This is a genomic window from Azospirillum sp. TSH64 (genome assembly GCF_003116035.1).
Taxonomy (GTDB): domain Bacteria; phylum Pseudomonadota; class Alphaproteobacteria; order Azospirillales; family Azospirillaceae; genus Azospirillum.
Genome location: NZ_LGQW01000004.1, coordinates 12,840 through 28,087 on the forward strand (window position 1 = coordinate 12,840; position 15,248 = coordinate 28,087).

The window sequence follows — 15,248 nt, forward strand, 5'->3', positions numbered from 1 at the left end:
GATCGCCGGAACGGAGGGGCGCCGCGAGCGAGAGGCGGTACTCTAAAAACAAAGCCCAGCGCGGGCGCCCGGCTGTTTGAGGGGGGCGGTTAGAGCCCGCCGGAGCGTCGGAGGGTGCGGACAATATCCCGCCCGCCCTCGTCCTCCTCGATCGAGCTCTCGCAGTGCCGAGCCTGCCGAAACACGACCCGAAAGACGGCGTCGACCGCCCACCGTATCGGCGCCGTGAGTCGGGCGAGCGAAGGGCCGAAATCCCCGCGCCGGGCTTTGCCCAAGCGCGAGGATATCGTCTCGTCGGGATCGCCCCCGAGGATCGCGTTCGCCAGTTGATCGAGCGCGACGAGGACGCCGAGGAGGTAGCGACCGACGGCGGAGATCATTGCGCGGGCCAAGCGATCGGGAAAACCGCCTCGACCTCGGCGATCGCCCCGGCGGCGGCGATCCTCTCGCACGCCCCACGGCGACGCCCCTCGATTTCGGCATTGACCGCCGTCCATGCGTCGGCGGTCGCCTTGACGATCGCCGCGACCTCCGCGAGCGCCTTGCCGGTGTATTCGGCCTCGGCGGCGAGATACGGATAGCGCGCCGGATCAGGCGCCGGGTCCGCAAAAAACTCGCGAGCCTCTCGCCCCTTTTCGGAATAGGTCCCCTCCTGCCCGGTGGCGACGGTGATAAATCGAGCCCTAACTTCGCCAGCTTCGCGGTTCACCTGCGTTATCGCCAGGGCTCTCGCGGTCACTAGCGCCGTCGCCGACTCTTCCGCCACTTCTTCCGGGGGCTTGTCGGTGACGCGGTAAGCCACCATCACCGCGTCCGCCGTCATCACCCATTCGCTTTCCGGCAGGCGCTCGACCCGCTTGCCGTCGCCTACGGGCCTTTCGTCAACGATAGGCAGAGCCCGCCAACCGGGGCACATCGCCTCCCAATCCTCGCGCGCCCAAAACCGCCACGCATCAGCCGGATGCTGAACGCCGCCAGGACCAACAAACGGGACGGCGCCCTCAAACACAGAAAACGAACCGTCGCTGCGAACCAGAGCAGTAGGAAAGACAACCATAATACACCTCGGCAATAGAGGATTATTTAGGGGGCTAGAGGTATGGCCGGTAAACTACAACCGCCAATCCAGGGTACGTCCCTGGGCCAAGCGTGGGCGTTCCAGCATTTCCGTTGTAGTAGGGGCTGGAAGTCATCGGGGGTTGCGTCGCAGCAAGTGCGGCGGTCTGCGTATCGCCAGCTAGGCTGTCAGAGGCTATGTATCCAGACCCGCCGCCGGGGCCGGTGCCGCCGCCGCCGAGGTAACTGGCGTTGCCGCCGCCGCCGCCCTTCCAACCGCCCCCGCCGCCGCCGCCAGCTTCGCGACCGTTAGTGCCTACGCCGCCGTTCATCCCGCTGGCGTTACCTCCCGCGGCGGCTTGCGTCCCGCCTGTCGCGGAGTTTGCGCCATTTCCGCCCGAAAGCCCGCCGCCACTCCCGCCCCTGTACGGGTTCTCGCCCCCGGTGCCGCCCGCGCCGCCCGCGACGGCCTTAATAACGTTGTCGATCAGGGCGACCGTGGCGCCGCCGCCGCCGCCACCATAGTTATAGTTGTCCGTGCCGGTTCCGCTGTTGCCGCCGTTCCCGTACCCGCCAGCGCCAGCGCCGCCAGCAGCGGGACCATTCCCACCGCCTCCGAGCCCGCCCGACTGCCCGGCGCCGTATTTGACGACCTGCCCGGCTAAAACCTCGAATTTCGCGTAGGTGTACCCGCCGGGACCGCCCAAGGCGTTCGAGTTGCCGCTTCGCCCCCCCGGCCCGCCCCAAAGGTAGAACTCCACCACCCCATCTTGCGGGATGGTAAGAGAGGAAAGCGTCGCAGACGTAGTGCTGTATTGAGTTGGAGCGCCGGGGGTGTCCGACTTCGACCCCATCATAAGGTCACTTAAAGCCAGCATTACGCCCCCCTCACAATCGCATAGTAAAACTTGCCGTCCGGGTAGACCTTCCCAACGGCAAAATTCACTTTGTTGGCGGAAGTGTTCGGGTTCGTGCCGCCGACATTGACACAATTTCCGCCAAAACTTAGGGTGCGCCCGCCGACGGCGTCTTGCGCCCAACGGATAGCGATAGATTGCACCGCGCCAGCCGCGGGCGGATTGGCGATGTTCGCGAGCGTCGAGGCTGCCGAAATTGTGCCGAGATCGAACTCGTTGCCGAGGTTCGCGTCGACGGTGAAGGTGTTGGAAACCGCGGATACCGTCGTCAGGTTGGAGCGCACGGCGGTGGCGAACATCACATAAATGGACGCCACGCCGTTGCGGACGAACCTAAGAAACGAGGTATAGGCGGACATGGCCTCGTTCCAGATTCGGAAAGTCAGCGCCTGATTTTCTGCGTTCGCTTCCCACGTCTTTCCGTTCAAAGGGGCGTCGGATTCCCGCCAATAGAAGCTCGGGGAAGCGGCGTCAGCCGTCATGACTGCGGCGTTCATGACCGTGGCGTTCATGGTCGTGCCATTTAGCGCGCCGGTCATCGTGCCGCCGGTTTTCAGCACCGCATCCAAGGCGTTGATTTGCGCGATCTTCGCGGCGGCGGCGTCGAGGATCGCCTGCACTTCCGCAATGCGCTTGGCCTCGAGGTCCGCAACGCCGCTCGTCGCCGCGCCGACGACCTCGGAAACCGAGACGTTTCCGACCGCGGCCTCGATCGCTTTGGACAGGAGGAGGAGGGTTTTCTCGTCCGAGGAAGGGCCGAGCGCGTCAACCCTCCCTTGGATCGCCGATTGAAGGTTCGCCAGATTCAGCGGCATTTAGCGCCCCCTAATTTCCGAGCGCGAGCAAAAGAACCTCGAGCTCCGACACGTCGGAGTCGATCGTCGTAATTGCTTCGCGAATCCGCCCGACGTCGTCGTCGAGGTTGTTTTGCACGCTGGGGAGGGGGTATGCCCTCCCCTCCGTCCGATCGTCGATGATTTCCGGTCCCGCCATCGGAGCCCCCTCGGGATTACGTCACGACGACGCGGAGCTTTCGCGCCTTGGGGCGATAAAGCGCCGTGCCGTTCAAGGTGAGGCGGATTCGGACGTCCTGCGCCGTAAACGGCGTGAGGACAAAGGTCCGCTCCTCCCAACCATCGCCGACCGACGAGCCGCTCGCGAGCGGGATCGGGTGCCATGCCCCGGCGTCGTCCTCGGCCTCGACGACGATCGTCGAGGTTCCCGGCGTGAAGGTGTCGAGGGTAACGGCGACCTTGACGTTCGTCCCGGCGGGGATCGCGCGGGAAATGTAGGTCGCCGATTCCTTGAGCTTCCCAAGGATCGGCTGCACGCCAGGGTAAAGGACGGGCGAGCGGTAGGCGGAACCCTTGAGGACCGCCGTAACCGTGAGGTTCCCGTTCAGCTTCTCAGCGAGGGAAACGACCTGTCCGTCGGCGGCGCGGATCTGGGAGCCGTCGGCGCGGGTAAAGACGAACTCGACATTGCAGTCCGCCGCCGGGCGCTCGACGCTCGCCGCCGCGATAATGTCGGTCGCGTCGGTCGCCGAGATCGTGCCGAGATTGATCGTCCGCGTCGCCGCGTTGAACTTCGCCGCCAGGAGCCGGAAAGCGAGGTCTTTGTCCTGGTGCGGAGTCCACGTCGAGGCGTTGCTCGAGGAGAGCAACACGCCGACTTGGTAAGGCTGCGCCGTGATCCAGCCGGAGACGGGATCGTATTTGCCGAGCTCGGCAATCGCGAGCGCGTGCGCGTCGTCGTCGGTCAGGATGACGAGCGCGTATTCGCGGTTGGGCTCGATCCAAACCGGGTTGAACGTGCAACGGGTCGCGACGCCGCCGAGCTTGATATCGGCGGGCGCAATGACGCCCTGCGCGATAACCTCGCTCGTCGGGAGCCCGGTCGCCGTGCCGCGGATTTGGACGTAAACGGGCTTGCTGCCTTTGGCGGTAAACCAAACCTCGGCGCCCGCAAGGTGCCGCCCCTCGGCGAGCGTGAAGGTCTGCGCCAGCGGGTCGACGTGGTACTCCTCGATCGTCACGACCCGGCGGCGCGTCTCGGTCGTGATCTGCCCGCGCCCGGTAAACGCCGCCTGCCCGAACGACCCGCCCGCGCCGCGGAGCGTAATCCGCTTGGTGCCCGCCGGGACGTTGGCGGGGATCAGAAACGCCCCCTGCACCACGCCGCTGTTGTTCGCCTTGATGTTCGCCATTCCGATTCCCCTTTAGGCGCTCGGCGTTACGTTGATGCCGTCGAAAAGAACCTCGACGAGCTCCTCGCCCGGCCCAAAGCCGGAAGCCTTAAAGTTGACGGTGATTTGCCGGAGAAACTCGACGTCGGCGCTCGACTGCGAGACGACGGTGTCGGAGACGCTTGTCGACCGGGAAACCGCGGTGCTAACGCCCGGCACGAAATGGCCGGTCTGGACGAACCGCTCGGTCGAGTCCGAGGTAAACACGGTGTCGGTTCGCGTCCAAAAATCGACCTCCGGCGTCAGAGTGACGACCGCCGGGATCGGCTCGAAAGCCATGTACGGATTGATGAGCATGAACCCGGACCGCTTGGTCTGCTCGAGAGCCGCCTCGAGATCAAAGGTCAGGGTGACGCGATCCGAGCCGGTCGGGTCGAGGATCGCCGCCTCGATCGGGAGCATAAGCTCGCCGTCGATGATCGCGGCGGTCTGCGCCGTGCCTTGGTCGCGGAGATCGTTGTCGATAAAGGGATCGACGAAAACGCCGCGCTTGGACGCGGGCTCACGCGAGGCGATATCGGTCCGGAGGCGTTCCTCGGCGACGAGGCTAAAGAGGTCGTCGATCCGGCGCCCCATTTCCTCGAGCGACGCCATCGGGACCGCGCGCACGGCGTTGTTCCGAACGGTCGGGAGCGCCGAGCGCCACGCCTGCGAAATCTCCGCGATGCCGAGGAGGCTCGCCGGGAGCGACGGCGCCGCCGGGCGGATCGAGTGCGACAATCCCTTTACGCGGACGATCTCGCCGTTCCGATTGAGCGCGAGCGCGTCGACGCGCGGGAGCTTCCAATCGTAATCGACGAGGACGAGCGACCCGGACACGGCTCCGGAGACGGTAAAGCCGTCGTCGTCGACCGCCGTCGGAGAAACCGAGGTCAGATACCGATAAACGACGGTGTAGCTCGAGCCGGGCGCGGGCTCGGGTCCGCCGCTCGGCGACCAATCGACCCGATCGGCGTTGCGGAAGTAGCTCGTTCCGACGGCGTAGGTCGTCCCGCCCGTGAAGGCGGAGCCGCTCCAAGTGCCGCCCTGGTTTACCGCAACGATCTCGACGACGGTCGGGTCGGGCAGAGTGTCGGCGGCGTTGGTAAAGGTGCCGTGCGTGAGCGTCACGACCTTTTGCGCCGTGATGACGACATCGCGGATCGTCTTGATCGGGGTGTGATTCAGCGTGATCCGCTGCGCCCCGCCGTTCGCCGTCGAGTAGGAGTGCGGCTCCGAGTTGATGCTCTCGATATCCGGATCGACCGGGTAGCGGATACGAGTCGAGGTCGCGCGCGAGGTCTTGAAGCCCTCGATATTGGCGGTTCCCTCCTCGATCGAGAACACTTGCTCGGCGCCGTCGACGGCGAGCGCATGAACCCGGAAGCCGGAGACGACATAGTTTCCGTTCGCCTCGACGTCATACCGGGCGAGCGCGATCGCGACGCTATCGAGCTCCGGCGGCGCGGAGCGATTCAGCAGGACGCCGTTTTCGATCGCATAGATCGGGTAGAACTGCCCGGCGCCGCCGTCGGCGTCCCAAGCCCAAGCGATCGACCGCTTTAGCCGACCGGCGCCCGCCTCCTGATAGTTGCGCGTGCCGACCGCCGGATCGCGGAGCTCCGGGTCCTCGAGCTCGGTTACGGTTGTCTCGATCATGCGAACGCCGACCGCGACGGTCCGATTGACCGGGATCGTAAAGCTCGCGCCCCCGACCGCGCGGATCGCGCCGACGAGATAGACGGCGCCCGCGGCCAGGGTAACGGCGCCCGTGTCCGGGTTGACGGCGCACGCGGCGTCGCGAACGACGTCGCCCTCCTTAAACAGAACGTCGGCGATGTTCTTGATCCGGTCCGCAAGGATCGCCTGCGACTCGTTAAGCTCGGCGGACTGCAAGCCTCGCCGCGCCACGAACTGAATCGAGTCGTACCCCTTCGCCGGGTCGAACCGATTGTAATATTCCTCGAGAGCCATTCCCCGCCCCGCTTAGAAGGTTACGACAAATTCAAACGTCTCGCGCGTAGCCGCCGAGCGAATAATCGGGGCGCTCCGCTGCAAAACGAGAAGGATACCGGGATCGACAATCTCCGCCGGAGCGAAGTAAAATTGCCCGAGCGGCGCGTCCGGGTTTGTTACGGTGTCGACGAAGATCGCCGTTTCCTTGATCGTCTCCCCGGACCCGTCCGAGAAGTCGAAAACGAAACGGAAATAGAGGTTGTTCGTCGGGGTCGGCGAGATCGCAAACCGCCCGGTCGGAACGACGATCCCGCCGTCCGCGTCCGGGGTGACGAACTCGATTTGTTGCGCCTTGCGGCGACCGACCTCGGCGACCAGCGCCGCCGCGTCGGAGGGCTCCGCCGGGCGGGCGACGTAGAACGAGACGCGGACCGTCGCCTCCGGTGCGATCGAGCCGCTCGGGGAGCGAATGATCCGACCGGCGACCGGCTCGACCGTGTAGTCGGCGCCCGCGCTGTATGTCGTCTCGCCGTCCTCGCTCTTGACGACGACGCTCGAGATATTGCCGAACCCGGTCGCGACCCGCTCGTCGGCGCCGAACGCGGCGACAAGGTTTTGATTCGAGTCCCACCACGAAACGCCGTTCCCCCATCCGAGGAAAATCGGGCGGTCCTTGATCGCCGCCGCGATCGCGGCGCGTCCCGGCCTAGTTAGAACTGCCATGCGAAGCCCCTATGATCTCGCGCGTTGTCGACCAATTGGACGAGGGCCAGCGAGCCGACGTCCAATACTGCCCCTCGAGCTTGCCGTCGGCGGATTGCACTCGCTCGACGCCCATCCCTGCCGAGCTCGACAAAGGCGGAGGCTCGGAGAGGATCGGCCAGTGCCCAATCGCCGACGCGAAAACGACGGTGAGGCGCTCCGCGCCGCCGCCCGACATTTCCGCCGGGTCGACGTATTGGGCGCCGTCACCTATGCCGCGCTCGAGCCGCTCCGGAACCGGGACCGCCTCTCGCCCCCAAGAATGCGAGGACGGGGCGCCGCCGCTAGAGAGGTCCAATACGCCGCCGGTTTCGCGCCAGTAGGCGACCGGGAAACAGGCATTCGACGACCCGAGCGGCTCGGAGTCCGATAGGACGATTTGCGCCCGCGAGAATTTCAGCGGAGCCGGGAGCGCGCCGGGGTCGGGGAGGGGCTCGTTATCCGAGATCGCGAAAAGGTGCCCGTGCGCGCTCGCATGATTGGGTTCGTGCCAGCCTGCTCCGAGCTCGTTCGCGTCGAGGAGGAAGCGGTCGCCATACTGCACTGTGAGGGCGACGGAGGGCGCCCGGCTCGGCTCGACGGAGATCGCGCTCGCGTCGATATCCTCGGCGAACGCGCGACCGAACGAGAGGACCGGCCAATCGTCGCGGAGGCGGACGCCTGAGTAATCGGACAGGAGCGAGCCGTCGGACAAGCCGGTATGATCGAGCCGCACGCGGCGGAGGTCGAGCCCGCCATAAACGCGCGAGAGCCGCGAGCGGATCGGCGCCGAAAGGCGAGCGATTTCGACGACGCGCTCGACGAAAGCGAGGTCGGCGGGCGCACGGTCGAGTCCAAGTTGGAACTCCGACCATCGGAGAGTCCCGGCGCCCTCTCCGGCGCCCTCCTCCTCGACGGTCGCGACAAAGTCGATCCAACCGAGCGCGGTCCGGAGCGCCGCCGGAGTGCCGCGGACGCGCTGCCAGAGGACGCCCTCGGCGAGCGCCCGGCGCGGGTCCGTCAGGAACGGGAGGAGCTCCCCGAGCCCATACTCGTAAATCAGCCACGGGACGAACGAGTCCGGAATGTCGATCCGCTTGGCGGTCCGGATCGCCGGGACGCTCGCGCCAAAACGGGCGAGGTAGTCGATCGCGCTCGAGGCGTCGCGCTCGAGGTCGGTCGCGTTGGGCGGGAGGAGGTCGCTCATTACCGGCGCCGCCCGGCGAGGCGAAGGGCGACGGAGCCGATCGCGACGCTCGTCGTCCCGTTCGCGACAATGTCGGCGCCGGGCGAGGCGAGCTCCACCTTATGCACGCCTCCGACGTGGAGTTTCGAGACAAGCCAGGAGCGGGTTAGGTCCCAACCAAGCCCCGCCTCTTTCGCGAAGGCGGCGCGGAGCCCGGCCTCGAGCCCGTCGAAAACCGCTGTGGGCGTGTCGGGGAGGAGCCAGATATCCGCCGAGATTGTCGCCGGAACGACGGTCGCCGGAACGACCGAAACGGTATCCGTCAGGACCCGGACGTCGTCGCGAAGGACAACGGCGCGGACCGCCTCGAGGAGCTCGGCGGTCGCTGCGCCATCGCCCTCGGTCGAGAGGATGGAGATCGTCACGTCGCCAGGACCGAGGCTCTCGACCGCGGCGTCCTTTACGCGCGGATCGGAGCCTCGCGCAAAGCGTCGGTAATGCGCCGCGCCGCCCGCCGCCGAGGAGCCTTGCGTCGCCTCGACGACGCGGGCGCGGAGCGCGACGTCGCTCTCGTCGGGGAGGCGGACGACGCCGTAAAAGGCGGCGAGGTTGTCGAGATCGCCGCCGCCAGCGAAGGCGAGGAGCGTCGCGCGGACAGCGTCGTTAATCCGCTGCCGGAGGAGGAGCTCGCGCGAGGCGGCGACCTCGAGGAGCTTGATCGCCGGATCACTCTCGAGGAGCGCGGCGTAAGCCGGATCGCGGGCGACGAGCTCGCGGATCATGCTCGCGACAATCGCCTCGAACGAGAGCTCCTCGACGACGCCCGGCGCCGGGAGGGAGGAAAGGTCGAGAGCCATTAGACGACGATCCCCTCGAGCTTGATCTCGCGCCCATCGGGCCGATAGACGCCCTCGAGCGAGAGCTCGACGCGACCCGGCGAGGCGGATACGATTTTGATGGTGCGGACCTCGAGGCGCGGCTCCCAACGGTCGAGCGCCGCCGCGGTCGCGGCGTAGAGGTCGACGAGGAGCGCCTCGTTAACCGGGCGATCGACGAGGCGCGGAAGCTCGGAGCCATACTCGCGGCGGTGCTGGCGTGTGCCGATTGGCGTCGTCAGAATGTCGCGGATCGACTGTTGAAGGTGCCGAACGCCGTCGACCTCCCGCCCGCTCTCTCCGCTCATTCCCCGCATGGAATCCCCGCGCCTCAAATCCCGCGGGGAAAACTACGCTGTGCGTTCGAGACTGTCGGGCGGCGTCCGGTAGCCTGTCCATAGAGTGCCGATTTGAGCCGATCTCGACAGGGGCGGAATAGCGGACTTGGTCCACTGGAACGGGTTTAACGAGCGAACTTAACCTACGCCTGCCTTGCCGCCGGGCTGGATCTAGGTGAGCTCGGGCCTTAAAGTGCTGATGACGCTTGGTCTGGCGCACAATGGCTATTAGCCCGATTTGATTCCGGACTGCTTTGGTCGCCACGCCCTAGATGCCGTAGCAAGTTTACTGAGATTGCATTTTAACTACTAAGCAGGGCCTAAAAATGAAGGTTGATGAGGCAAAATACTCGATCGCTGAAATCGTGGATTGGTATAAGAATAAAGAGCTCGTTGCAAATAAAGATTACCAGAGGGGCACGGGAATTTGGCCAAAGACGGCCGAAAGTTATTTCATCGATACTATTCTGAAGGAATTCCCGTTTCCAAAGGTTTATTTTCACGAGCACCTTGATAAAAAAACTCGCAAACCCATGAGAGAAATCGTTGATGGGCAGCAGAGGATTGCAGCAATCGTCAAGTTTGTCGATGGAGGATTTGCGCTTGGTAAAAATGCTAAGGGACATGAGGGCCAGAAATTTGATGATTTGGCCGAAGATATAAAAGAATCATTTTTTTCTTATACAATATCTGTAGATGTTATTCGTAACGCTAATCGTTCTGACATTCTCCAGATGTTTAGGAGAATGAATGCTTATACTTTGCCGCTCAATCCTGCGGAGAAGAGGCAAGGCGAATTTTTTGGAGAATTTAAGGATTGGGTGAATACTATTTTGGACGAGTATGGATCAATACTAGTAAATTGGAAAGTTTTTACAGGTAAGCAAATAATCCGTCTAGCAGACGCTGAGTTCATCGCTGACTTGGCGTTGGCGGTTGATCAAGGCATTGTGAGTACAAGTCCAACAAGCTTGTTTGGTCTGTATAAAAAGTATGATGCTGATTTCAATGAGAGAGGTCGATTTGACGAAAATATCAGGGGGGCGTTTAACGTCCTCTCTGTTGATTTCTCTGAAATTCAATCAACTTATCTCACAAGGCCGCATATTCTTCACTCTCTTCTTTGTGCATTGATCCATAACCGTCACGGGCTCCCCGGCGCGCAGGAAGCGATTGGCGTTGCACCCATCGGCCAATATTACGTTGATCGAGGCTCTGCATTAGAGGCGCTAAAAAGGCTGGCTACTGCGCATGAGGAAAAAGATACTATGACGTATAGAGAATATGTTCAGGCGGCTTCGGAAGGAGGGAATCGCATAAATCAACGAAAGGTTCGGGTGAAGTATCTTTGCCAAGCCTTACTTGGGGAGTTGCCATAAAGCGATGAGCCTTCCTGCATTATTCATGACCCTAGAAAGTGAGCTAGATAATGTTTCATTTCATATCAGGGAGTTTGTCAGAGGAAAGCCTCAAATAACATCATCGACCAATTTTTCGTTTCAAGAAGAGTGTTACCTCGAGGGTTTGATATCGCGTGCTTGGCAGGCTTGGGGCTCTTTTTGTCGGGAGTGCATAATAGAGTCCTGTACGGGAACGGTTAATCTGTCTGGTGTAGCGATTACTGCACTGCCTCTAGCTGGAAGCGCAGGGCATGTATCTTGGGCTGCAATAAAGGCTAAGTCGACGAGTAACGCCCCTCCTTATTGGGGGGGAGTGAATGGACAGTTATGGAAAGAGCCAACTTGGGGTGATGCGGACATCTTGGATAGAATTTTGCTCCGCTTAACACCCCATAATCACGGACAATTTAGGTCGGCGATTTCTGCTTATCACCAGAGTATAAAGTCTATACAGATAATTCGGAATGGATCAGCACATAACAATCATCAAACTATGACTCAAGTAATGTCTCTTGTTTCGAATTACGTTGTATTTCCAATTAGCCATCCGGTGCACGCAATGTTCTGGGCAGAGCCTTTGACTAGAGATTTTCTCGTGACTTTTGCTTTGTACGAAATGAAAGCTGCGGCTCTTGGTGCAATTTCATAAATTGCGCTATATTAAAGGGCGCTGCTTTATTTAGCAGAGTCTAACGGATCGGTGAGGCGCCGCCCGGCTTTGATCTGTGTCCCTAGCCGGGCGGGCCGGTCCTACCGCCACTGTCGCCGATGTGTGTATGCCCCTTGAGGGAAATTCCGTCGGCGGTGACGTCTCCGCCGGTTACATCGAGGCGCCCGTTTAGGGAAAAACTCCCTGTCATGGTCGCTTTCGTCGACCCGCCGCTCGCCGAGATATTGACTGCCGGAGCCGTGACCGAGACGGAGGCGCTCGACTTGATCGCGACCGGACCGGACGCCTCGATCGAGATATTCCCGCTTGCCTTGACCGAGACGTTTTTCTCGACCGTAAGCTCGGCGTCGCCTTTCACGTCCGCCGAGAGCTTGTGCGCCTCGCGGTCGTATTCGACGACCGTCCCATCGTCGTAAATCGTCCGCTGCACCGTCTCCCGGTCGGCGGGCGCCGGGCTCCCCGACGAGAACGTCGCCGGGAGCGCGACGGCGTTCGCGAGCTCGCCGCCGGGCGCTAAGACGAGGACCGTCTCGCCGACCTCCGGAGCGTGCCACGTCCGATCTTTACCGGCACGGGTCGTGAGCCATGGAATCCAGTTGGTGACGATATGCCCGACCGGGTCGCTAGCGTCTCCGACGACGACACGGATTCGCGCCGCCGGATAGTCGGCGGAATGAACCTTGCCCATGCGGAGGAGGTTCGTTAGGCGGCGAAGGACGTCGGTTCCCTCTTGGCTCCCGACGCCGCCGGTCGCCGCGCTCGAGCGCGGAAGATCAAACATTAGCGAACCGCTATCGAGGCGGGGCGGAGCCCGTGCCAGCAATACCGGACGGCGAGCGGGATTTCTCGCGCCGTCGGCTTCGAGGCGTCACGCGCGGCGTACATGCGGACCGCCAGGAGGCGGATTCCCTGCGCGGCGTCCGTCGGGATCGAGCCCTCGAGCGGGCGCCCGGCGTAGTCCTGCGCCGCCTCCCGCGCGTTGCGGACGGCGAGCTCGAGGAGGGGGCGGTCCTCCTCCGGAACGGCGCCGCCGAGGAAGGCGGAGACGTCCTCGAGGTCGGGGATCGCGGAGCTTGTCGGAGCGACGCCCTCGCTCGTGGCGGGTTTCTTGCGAGCCATCAAACGACCCTTTTGTAATCGGTGACGGGCGCCCCGCCGACGGTGATCCGCTCCCAAATCTCGGAGGGCGGGTCGCAAACGGGCGGGACAGTGCGGTATGGAGCGCGGTACTCGACCGCGAACGAGAGGCGGACGGCGCCGATCGGGAGGCGCCCGTCGGTCGAGACGTCGATATCCGTGTCGGTTAGGTGGATCGTCGCCGTCTCGAGCCCCGGAATTTCGAGCCACTCGAGCGCGCCCTCGACCTGTAGCGCGAAGGCGTCGAGGGTGTCGTCGACGTCGTCCAACGCGCGGACGACCGCCTCGACGGCGATCTCGAGGGTCCGCGTCGTCGAGCCATTCTCGCCGGAACGCGGATAGCTGTCGGCGGCGACTTTCTCGCGCCGGGCATAGACGAGGACCGCCGGGAGATCGCGCTCGTCGAGGTTTCTGGCGCGGGAGGCGTAAACGTGCCCCTCCGCCATCGTCCATCGCTCGCCGGGCGAGCCCGGCGCGTCGTCGGAGGGCGGGATCGGGGCGACGCGGTAATCGGCCAGCCGGGCGGCGATAGCGTCGCGGATATGGGCGCGAGGGTGTTTCATAGCTCGAAAATCCGGAGGACGGTTACTCCGGTCCCGTCGTCGTCCCGATCGGCGATCTCGTATCGCTTCCCGGCGACCTCGAGGCGATCGCGCTGTCGCGCGTCTCGCGCGTCGGACGTCCGGAGCGTGAAGGTCGGGCCGCTCGAGCCGACGTCGAGGGTCGTACCGGGCGAGACGCCGACGTCGGAGTTATCGAAAATGCCGAGGACCGGGGAGGGCTCGGCGGTCCCGAGATAGAGGAGCGCCTCCTCGCCGAAATCCTCCGGCGAAAAGAACGCGAGGAGCTCCTCGTCGGTCAGGACCGCGGCCATGATTTAACCCTCGATCTTCGCGAAAGCGGCGTCGCGCTCCGCGGCGGTTGGGCGATAGCCGAGGATTTCGGCGAGAGCCGAAAGCTCGGGCTTGCCGCCCTTGTTGAAGTGCTCGGCGTTGCCCGGCTCGAGGAGCGCGATCGCGTCGGCGATCTCGGCGATCCGGTCGCCCTCCGGCTCGATCTCGGCGATCTCGGGAGGCGCTTCCGGGTCGGCGGCGGGCGCCAGGGTTTCGGGGGTGGGGGCGGGGGCGCCGGATTTACTGGCGCTCCACTCCTCCGGCTCGACGGCGACGGCTGAGGCGATATCCTCCGCGGTTGCCTTGCGCGCGAACCGCCGACCGACGAGAGCGTCCGCCTCGTCCCGGTCGTGGATTTCCACGACCGAGCCGGGCTTTTTGCTCTCGCCGCCGACGACCAGCGTAACGAGCGCGACGACGAACATTAGCGGACCGACGTCCGGGCGGCGGCGTTGACGCGGTACGGCACGACCAGCGGCGCCGACTGCATCAGAACCCAACGGACCGCCGGGTCCTCCTCCACCCACGACTTGAGGAAATAGGGCATGGCCTGATAGCCCGCCTTCTCGTCCTTGATCGCGCCGTAATGGCGGACGCCCTCGAGCCCGCGGCTCGCCATGATGACCGTATGGGGCGGCAGATACGGGACGACCTCGCCCGCCTCGTTCTCGTAATAGTCCTCGTAGATCCAGAGGCGGAGCTTGCCGAGGGTGCCGACCATCTGCGCGCCGTCGGCGCCGATGATGATCGGGCCGAGGGTGACGGAGGCGGCGGCGAGGTTGGCGACCTTGGTGTCGACCGCGTCCTTGTATTCCGGGTCCTTCTTCAAGAGCTCGTAGGCGTCCGCCGTCATGACGACGTCAGTCGGGGCGCGACCCGAGGCGAGGAAAATCTCCTGCGCCCAAGTCTGCAAATCCTTGACCGGGGAGACGCCAGCCTCGCCCCAACGGGCGGTGCCGGTGAGAGCCTTGGTCAATTCGGCCTTGCGACCGAAATCGACGACCTTCGTCGGGTAGCCGTCGCCCTCGACCGTAACGCGACCGTCGAGGAGAGCTTCCGCGGCCATAAGCTCCTGCCGACGGGTCAGCATTTCGATTTGATCCGCCGTCTCGCGGGCCAAATGCGCCTGGATGCGCTGCGCCGGAGTCAGGGAGCCGCCGACCGTCTCGCCGACGGTGCGCTTAAAGCCCTTCGTCGCGTCGAAAACGCGCTTGTCCTTCACATAGGCGGGCTTGAAGGAGTCGACGCGGAAGCCCTGCGAGGCGACGATCTTTCCGGCGACCAGCGGGGAGACGAACGGGGAGATTCGACGGCGCCCATTGACGACGTGAAACTCGATCGTCTCCTCGGTCGAGGAGTCGACCGTCGGGAAAAACATATTCAGCAGGAAGGACGCGGGAGTCGGCGTGTTCTCGACGACGCCGCGCAACACGCGAGGATCGAACATATCCATTCTGAGGGAGCCCCCTATTAAGCCATGACGTCGGCGAGGAAGATTCCGCCGCCGCGAAGTGCGTCGCGGACGGTGGCGGCGGTGTGCCCGGCGCCGTAGGTCAGCGCGCCCGCGTTGAAATCGCCGGAGACGTAGACCAAGCCCTCGGCGTCGCCGCCGGTCGTGTCGACGTCGGAGACGACGATCGCAGTCGGGACCTGGGAGCCGTCGGACGCGGCGGCGGCGGAGATCAAATGCTCGCCGGTCGCCGTGACCTTGCCGACGACGGCGCCGCGCGGCACGACGCCGTTACCGCCGGAGAAAACGACCTTGCGATCGCGGAGGGTGCCCCCAACGATCAGCGTGTCGGGCGAGAAAACGCCCTCGCCCTTCGTAAAACCTGCCTCGAACATTCGGAGCCCC

General features: G+C 63.9%; 17 protein-coding genes. 1 reads left to right on the top strand and 16 read right to left on the bottom strand.

Translation table 11 applies throughout. The features are described from left to right. Window positions 1-89 precede the first annotated feature (89 nt). The 9 genes from TSH64_RS01010 to TSH64_RS01055 form a co-directional block, all read right to left on the bottom strand. Window positions 90-380: a hypothetical protein gene (locus tag TSH64_RS01010; protein WP_109095306.1), complete on the bottom strand. Its 291-nt coding sequence runs from the start codon at window positions 378-380 to the stop codon at window positions 90-92. Continuing rightward, a complete protein-coding gene (locus TSH64_RS01015; RefSeq protein WP_146207966.1) occupies window positions 377-1,057 on the bottom strand; it encodes a hypothetical protein in 681 nt (226 codons plus the stop codon). The genes TSH64_RS01010 and TSH64_RS01015 overlap by 4 nt, the downstream gene beginning before the upstream one ends. 876 nt (window positions 1,058-1,933) lie before the next feature. Next, complete coding sequence (locus TSH64_RS01025; protein ID WP_109095309.1) at window positions 1,934-2,788, bottom strand: hypothetical protein; 855 nt, start codon at window positions 2,786-2,788, stop codon at window positions 1,934-1,936. 194 nt (window positions 2,789-2,982) lie between these two features. Then, window positions 2,983-4,179, bottom strand: a complete 1,197-nt coding sequence (locus tag TSH64_RS01030) for a hypothetical protein (protein ID WP_109095310.1) — start codon at window positions 4,177-4,179, stop codon at window positions 2,983-2,985. Between the two features lie 12 nt (window positions 4,180-4,191). Next, window positions 4,192-6,171: a DUF4815 domain-containing protein gene (locus tag TSH64_RS01035; RefSeq protein ID WP_109095311.1), complete on the bottom strand. Its 1,980-nt coding sequence runs from the start codon at window positions 6,169-6,171 to the stop codon at window positions 4,192-4,194. Window positions 6,172-6,183: 12 nt separating this feature from the next. Then, window positions 6,184-6,876 (bottom strand): hypothetical protein, encoded by a 693-nt coding sequence (locus tag TSH64_RS01040; RefSeq protein ID WP_109095312.1) that lies wholly within the window; start codon window positions 6,874-6,876, stop codon window positions 6,184-6,186. After that, window positions 6,860-8,101 carry a phage tail protein gene (locus TSH64_RS01045; RefSeq protein WP_109095313.1) on the bottom strand — a complete coding sequence of 414 codons (1,242 nt, stop codon included), beginning with the start codon at window positions 8,099-8,101 and terminating at the stop codon, window positions 6,860-6,862. The genes TSH64_RS01040 and TSH64_RS01045 overlap by 17 nt, the downstream gene beginning before the upstream one ends. Then, the gene (locus TSH64_RS01050) at window positions 8,101-8,937 is read right to left on the bottom strand and encodes a baseplate J/gp47 family protein (protein ID WP_109095314.1); all 837 of its coding nucleotides are present in this window, start codon (window positions 8,935-8,937) and stop codon (window positions 8,101-8,103) included. The genes TSH64_RS01045 and TSH64_RS01050 overlap by 1 nt, the downstream gene beginning before the upstream one ends. After that, entirely contained in the window at window positions 8,937-9,263 is a 327-nt protein-coding gene (locus TSH64_RS01055) for a GPW/gp25 family protein (protein WP_199237392.1), read from the bottom strand. The genes TSH64_RS01050 and TSH64_RS01055 overlap by 1 nt, the downstream gene beginning before the upstream one ends. A gap of 356 nt (window positions 9,264-9,619) precedes the next feature. Between TSH64_RS01055 and TSH64_RS01060 the strand changes: the two genes are divergently transcribed. Further along, a complete protein-coding gene (locus tag TSH64_RS01060; RefSeq protein ID WP_109095316.1) occupies window positions 9,620-10,672 on the top strand; it encodes a DUF262 domain-containing protein in 1,053 nt (350 codons plus the stop codon). A gap of 752 nt (window positions 10,673-11,424) precedes the next feature. Here TSH64_RS01060 and TSH64_RS01065 read toward each other — a convergent pair. From TSH64_RS01065 to TSH64_RS01090, 7 genes are read right to left on the bottom strand one after another with little or no spacing between them, the layout of a single operon-like run. Beyond that, on the bottom strand, window positions 11,425-12,144 hold the full coding sequence (locus TSH64_RS01065) for a phage baseplate assembly protein V (protein WP_109095317.1): 720 nt from the start codon (window positions 12,142-12,144) through the stop codon (window positions 11,425-11,427). Next, window positions 12,144-12,482 (bottom strand): phage head-tail connector protein, encoded by a 339-nt coding sequence (locus TSH64_RS35510; protein ID WP_158285319.1) that lies wholly within the window; start codon window positions 12,480-12,482, stop codon window positions 12,144-12,146. The genes TSH64_RS01065 and TSH64_RS35510 overlap by 1 nt, the downstream gene beginning before the upstream one ends. Further along, window positions 12,482-13,063 carry a hypothetical protein gene (locus TSH64_RS35515; protein WP_158285320.1) on the bottom strand — a complete coding sequence of 194 codons (582 nt, stop codon included), beginning with the start codon at window positions 13,061-13,063 and terminating at the stop codon, window positions 12,482-12,484. Before TSH64_RS35515 ends, TSH64_RS35510 begins: the two co-directional genes overlap by 1 nt. Then, window positions 13,060-13,374 (bottom strand): hypothetical protein, encoded by a 315-nt coding sequence (locus TSH64_RS01075; protein WP_109095319.1) that lies wholly within the window; start codon window positions 13,372-13,374, stop codon window positions 13,060-13,062. Before TSH64_RS01075 ends, TSH64_RS35515 begins: the two co-directional genes overlap by 4 nt. Before the next feature lie 3 nt (window positions 13,375-13,377). Beyond that, entirely contained in the window at window positions 13,378-13,818 is a 441-nt protein-coding gene (locus TSH64_RS01080; RefSeq protein ID WP_109095320.1) for a hypothetical protein, read from the bottom strand. Next, window positions 13,818-14,846, bottom strand: coding sequence for a major capsid protein (locus tag TSH64_RS01085; RefSeq protein WP_109095321.1), 1,029 nt, complete (start codon window positions 14,844-14,846; stop codon window positions 13,818-13,820). The genes TSH64_RS01080 and TSH64_RS01085 overlap by 1 nt, the downstream gene beginning before the upstream one ends. Before the next feature lie 17 nt (window positions 14,847-14,863). After that, window positions 14,864-15,238 (bottom strand): head decoration protein, encoded by a 375-nt coding sequence (locus TSH64_RS01090; RefSeq protein WP_109095322.1) that lies wholly within the window; start codon window positions 15,236-15,238, stop codon window positions 14,864-14,866. Window positions 15,239-15,248 lie beyond the last annotated feature (10 nt).

Excerpts from the sequence above, each read along its gene's own strand:
- TSH64_RS01090 (WP_109095322.1), bottom strand. The coding sequence starts at position 15,238 with ATGTTCGAGGCAGGTTTTACGAAGGGCGAGGGCGTTTTCTCGCCCGAC.
- TSH64_RS01085 (WP_109095321.1), bottom strand. The coding sequence starts at position 14,846 with ATGGATATGTTCGATCCTCGCGTGTTGCGCGGCGTCGTCGAGAACACG.
- TSH64_RS01030 (WP_109095310.1), bottom strand. The coding sequence starts at position 4,179 with ATGGCGAACATCAAGGCGAACAACAGCGGCGTGGTGCAGGGGGCGTTT.
- TSH64_RS01025 (WP_109095309.1), bottom strand. The coding sequence starts at position 2,788 with ATGCCGCTGAATCTGGCGAACCTTCAATCGGCGATCCAAGGGAGGGTT.
- TSH64_RS01035 (WP_109095311.1), bottom strand. The coding sequence starts at position 6,171 with ATGGCTCTCGAGGAATATTACAATCGGTTCGACCCGGCGAAGGGGTAC.
- TSH64_RS01050 (WP_109095314.1), bottom strand. The coding sequence starts at position 8,937 with ATGGCTCTCGACCTTTCCTCCCTCCCGGCGCCGGGCGTCGTCGAGGAG.
- TSH64_RS01055 (WP_199237392.1), bottom strand. The coding sequence starts at position 9,263 with ATGAGCGGAGAGAGCGGGCGGGAGGTCGACGGCGTTCGGCACCTTCAA.
- TSH64_RS35515 (WP_158285320.1), bottom strand. The coding sequence starts at position 13,063 with ATGAAACACCCTCGCGCCCATATCCGCGACGCTATCGCCGCCCGGCTG.
- TSH64_RS01060 (WP_109095316.1), top strand. The coding sequence starts at position 9,620 with ATGAAGGTTGATGAGGCAAAATACTCGATCGCTGAAATCGTGGATTGG.
- TSH64_RS01045 (WP_109095313.1), bottom strand. The coding sequence starts at position 8,101 with ATGAGCGACCTCCTCCCGCCCAACGCGACCGACCTCGAGCGCGACGCC.
- TSH64_RS35510 (WP_158285319.1), bottom strand. The coding sequence starts at position 12,482 with ATGGCTCGCAAGAAACCCGCCACGAGCGAGGGCGTCGCTCCGACAAGC.
- TSH64_RS01080 (WP_109095320.1), bottom strand. The coding sequence starts at position 13,818 with ATGTTCGTCGTCGCGCTCGTTACGCTGGTCGTCGGCGGCGAGAGCAAA.
- TSH64_RS01010 (WP_109095306.1), bottom strand. The coding sequence starts at position 380 with ATGATCTCCGCCGTCGGTCGCTACCTCCTCGGCGTCCTCGTCGCGCTC.
- TSH64_RS01065 (WP_109095317.1), bottom strand. The coding sequence starts at position 12,144 with ATGTTTGATCTTCCGCGCTCGAGCGCGGCGACCGGCGGCGTCGGGAGC.
- TSH64_RS01040 (WP_109095312.1), bottom strand. The coding sequence starts at position 6,876 with ATGGCAGTTCTAACTAGGCCGGGACGCGCCGCGATCGCGGCGGCGATC.
- TSH64_RS01075 (WP_109095319.1), bottom strand. The coding sequence starts at position 13,374 with ATGGCCGCGGTCCTGACCGACGAGGAGCTCCTCGCGTTCTTTTCGCCG.
- TSH64_RS01015 (WP_146207966.1), bottom strand. The coding sequence starts at position 1,057 with ATGGTTGTCTTTCCTACTGCTCTGGTTCGCAGCGACGGTTCGTTTTCT.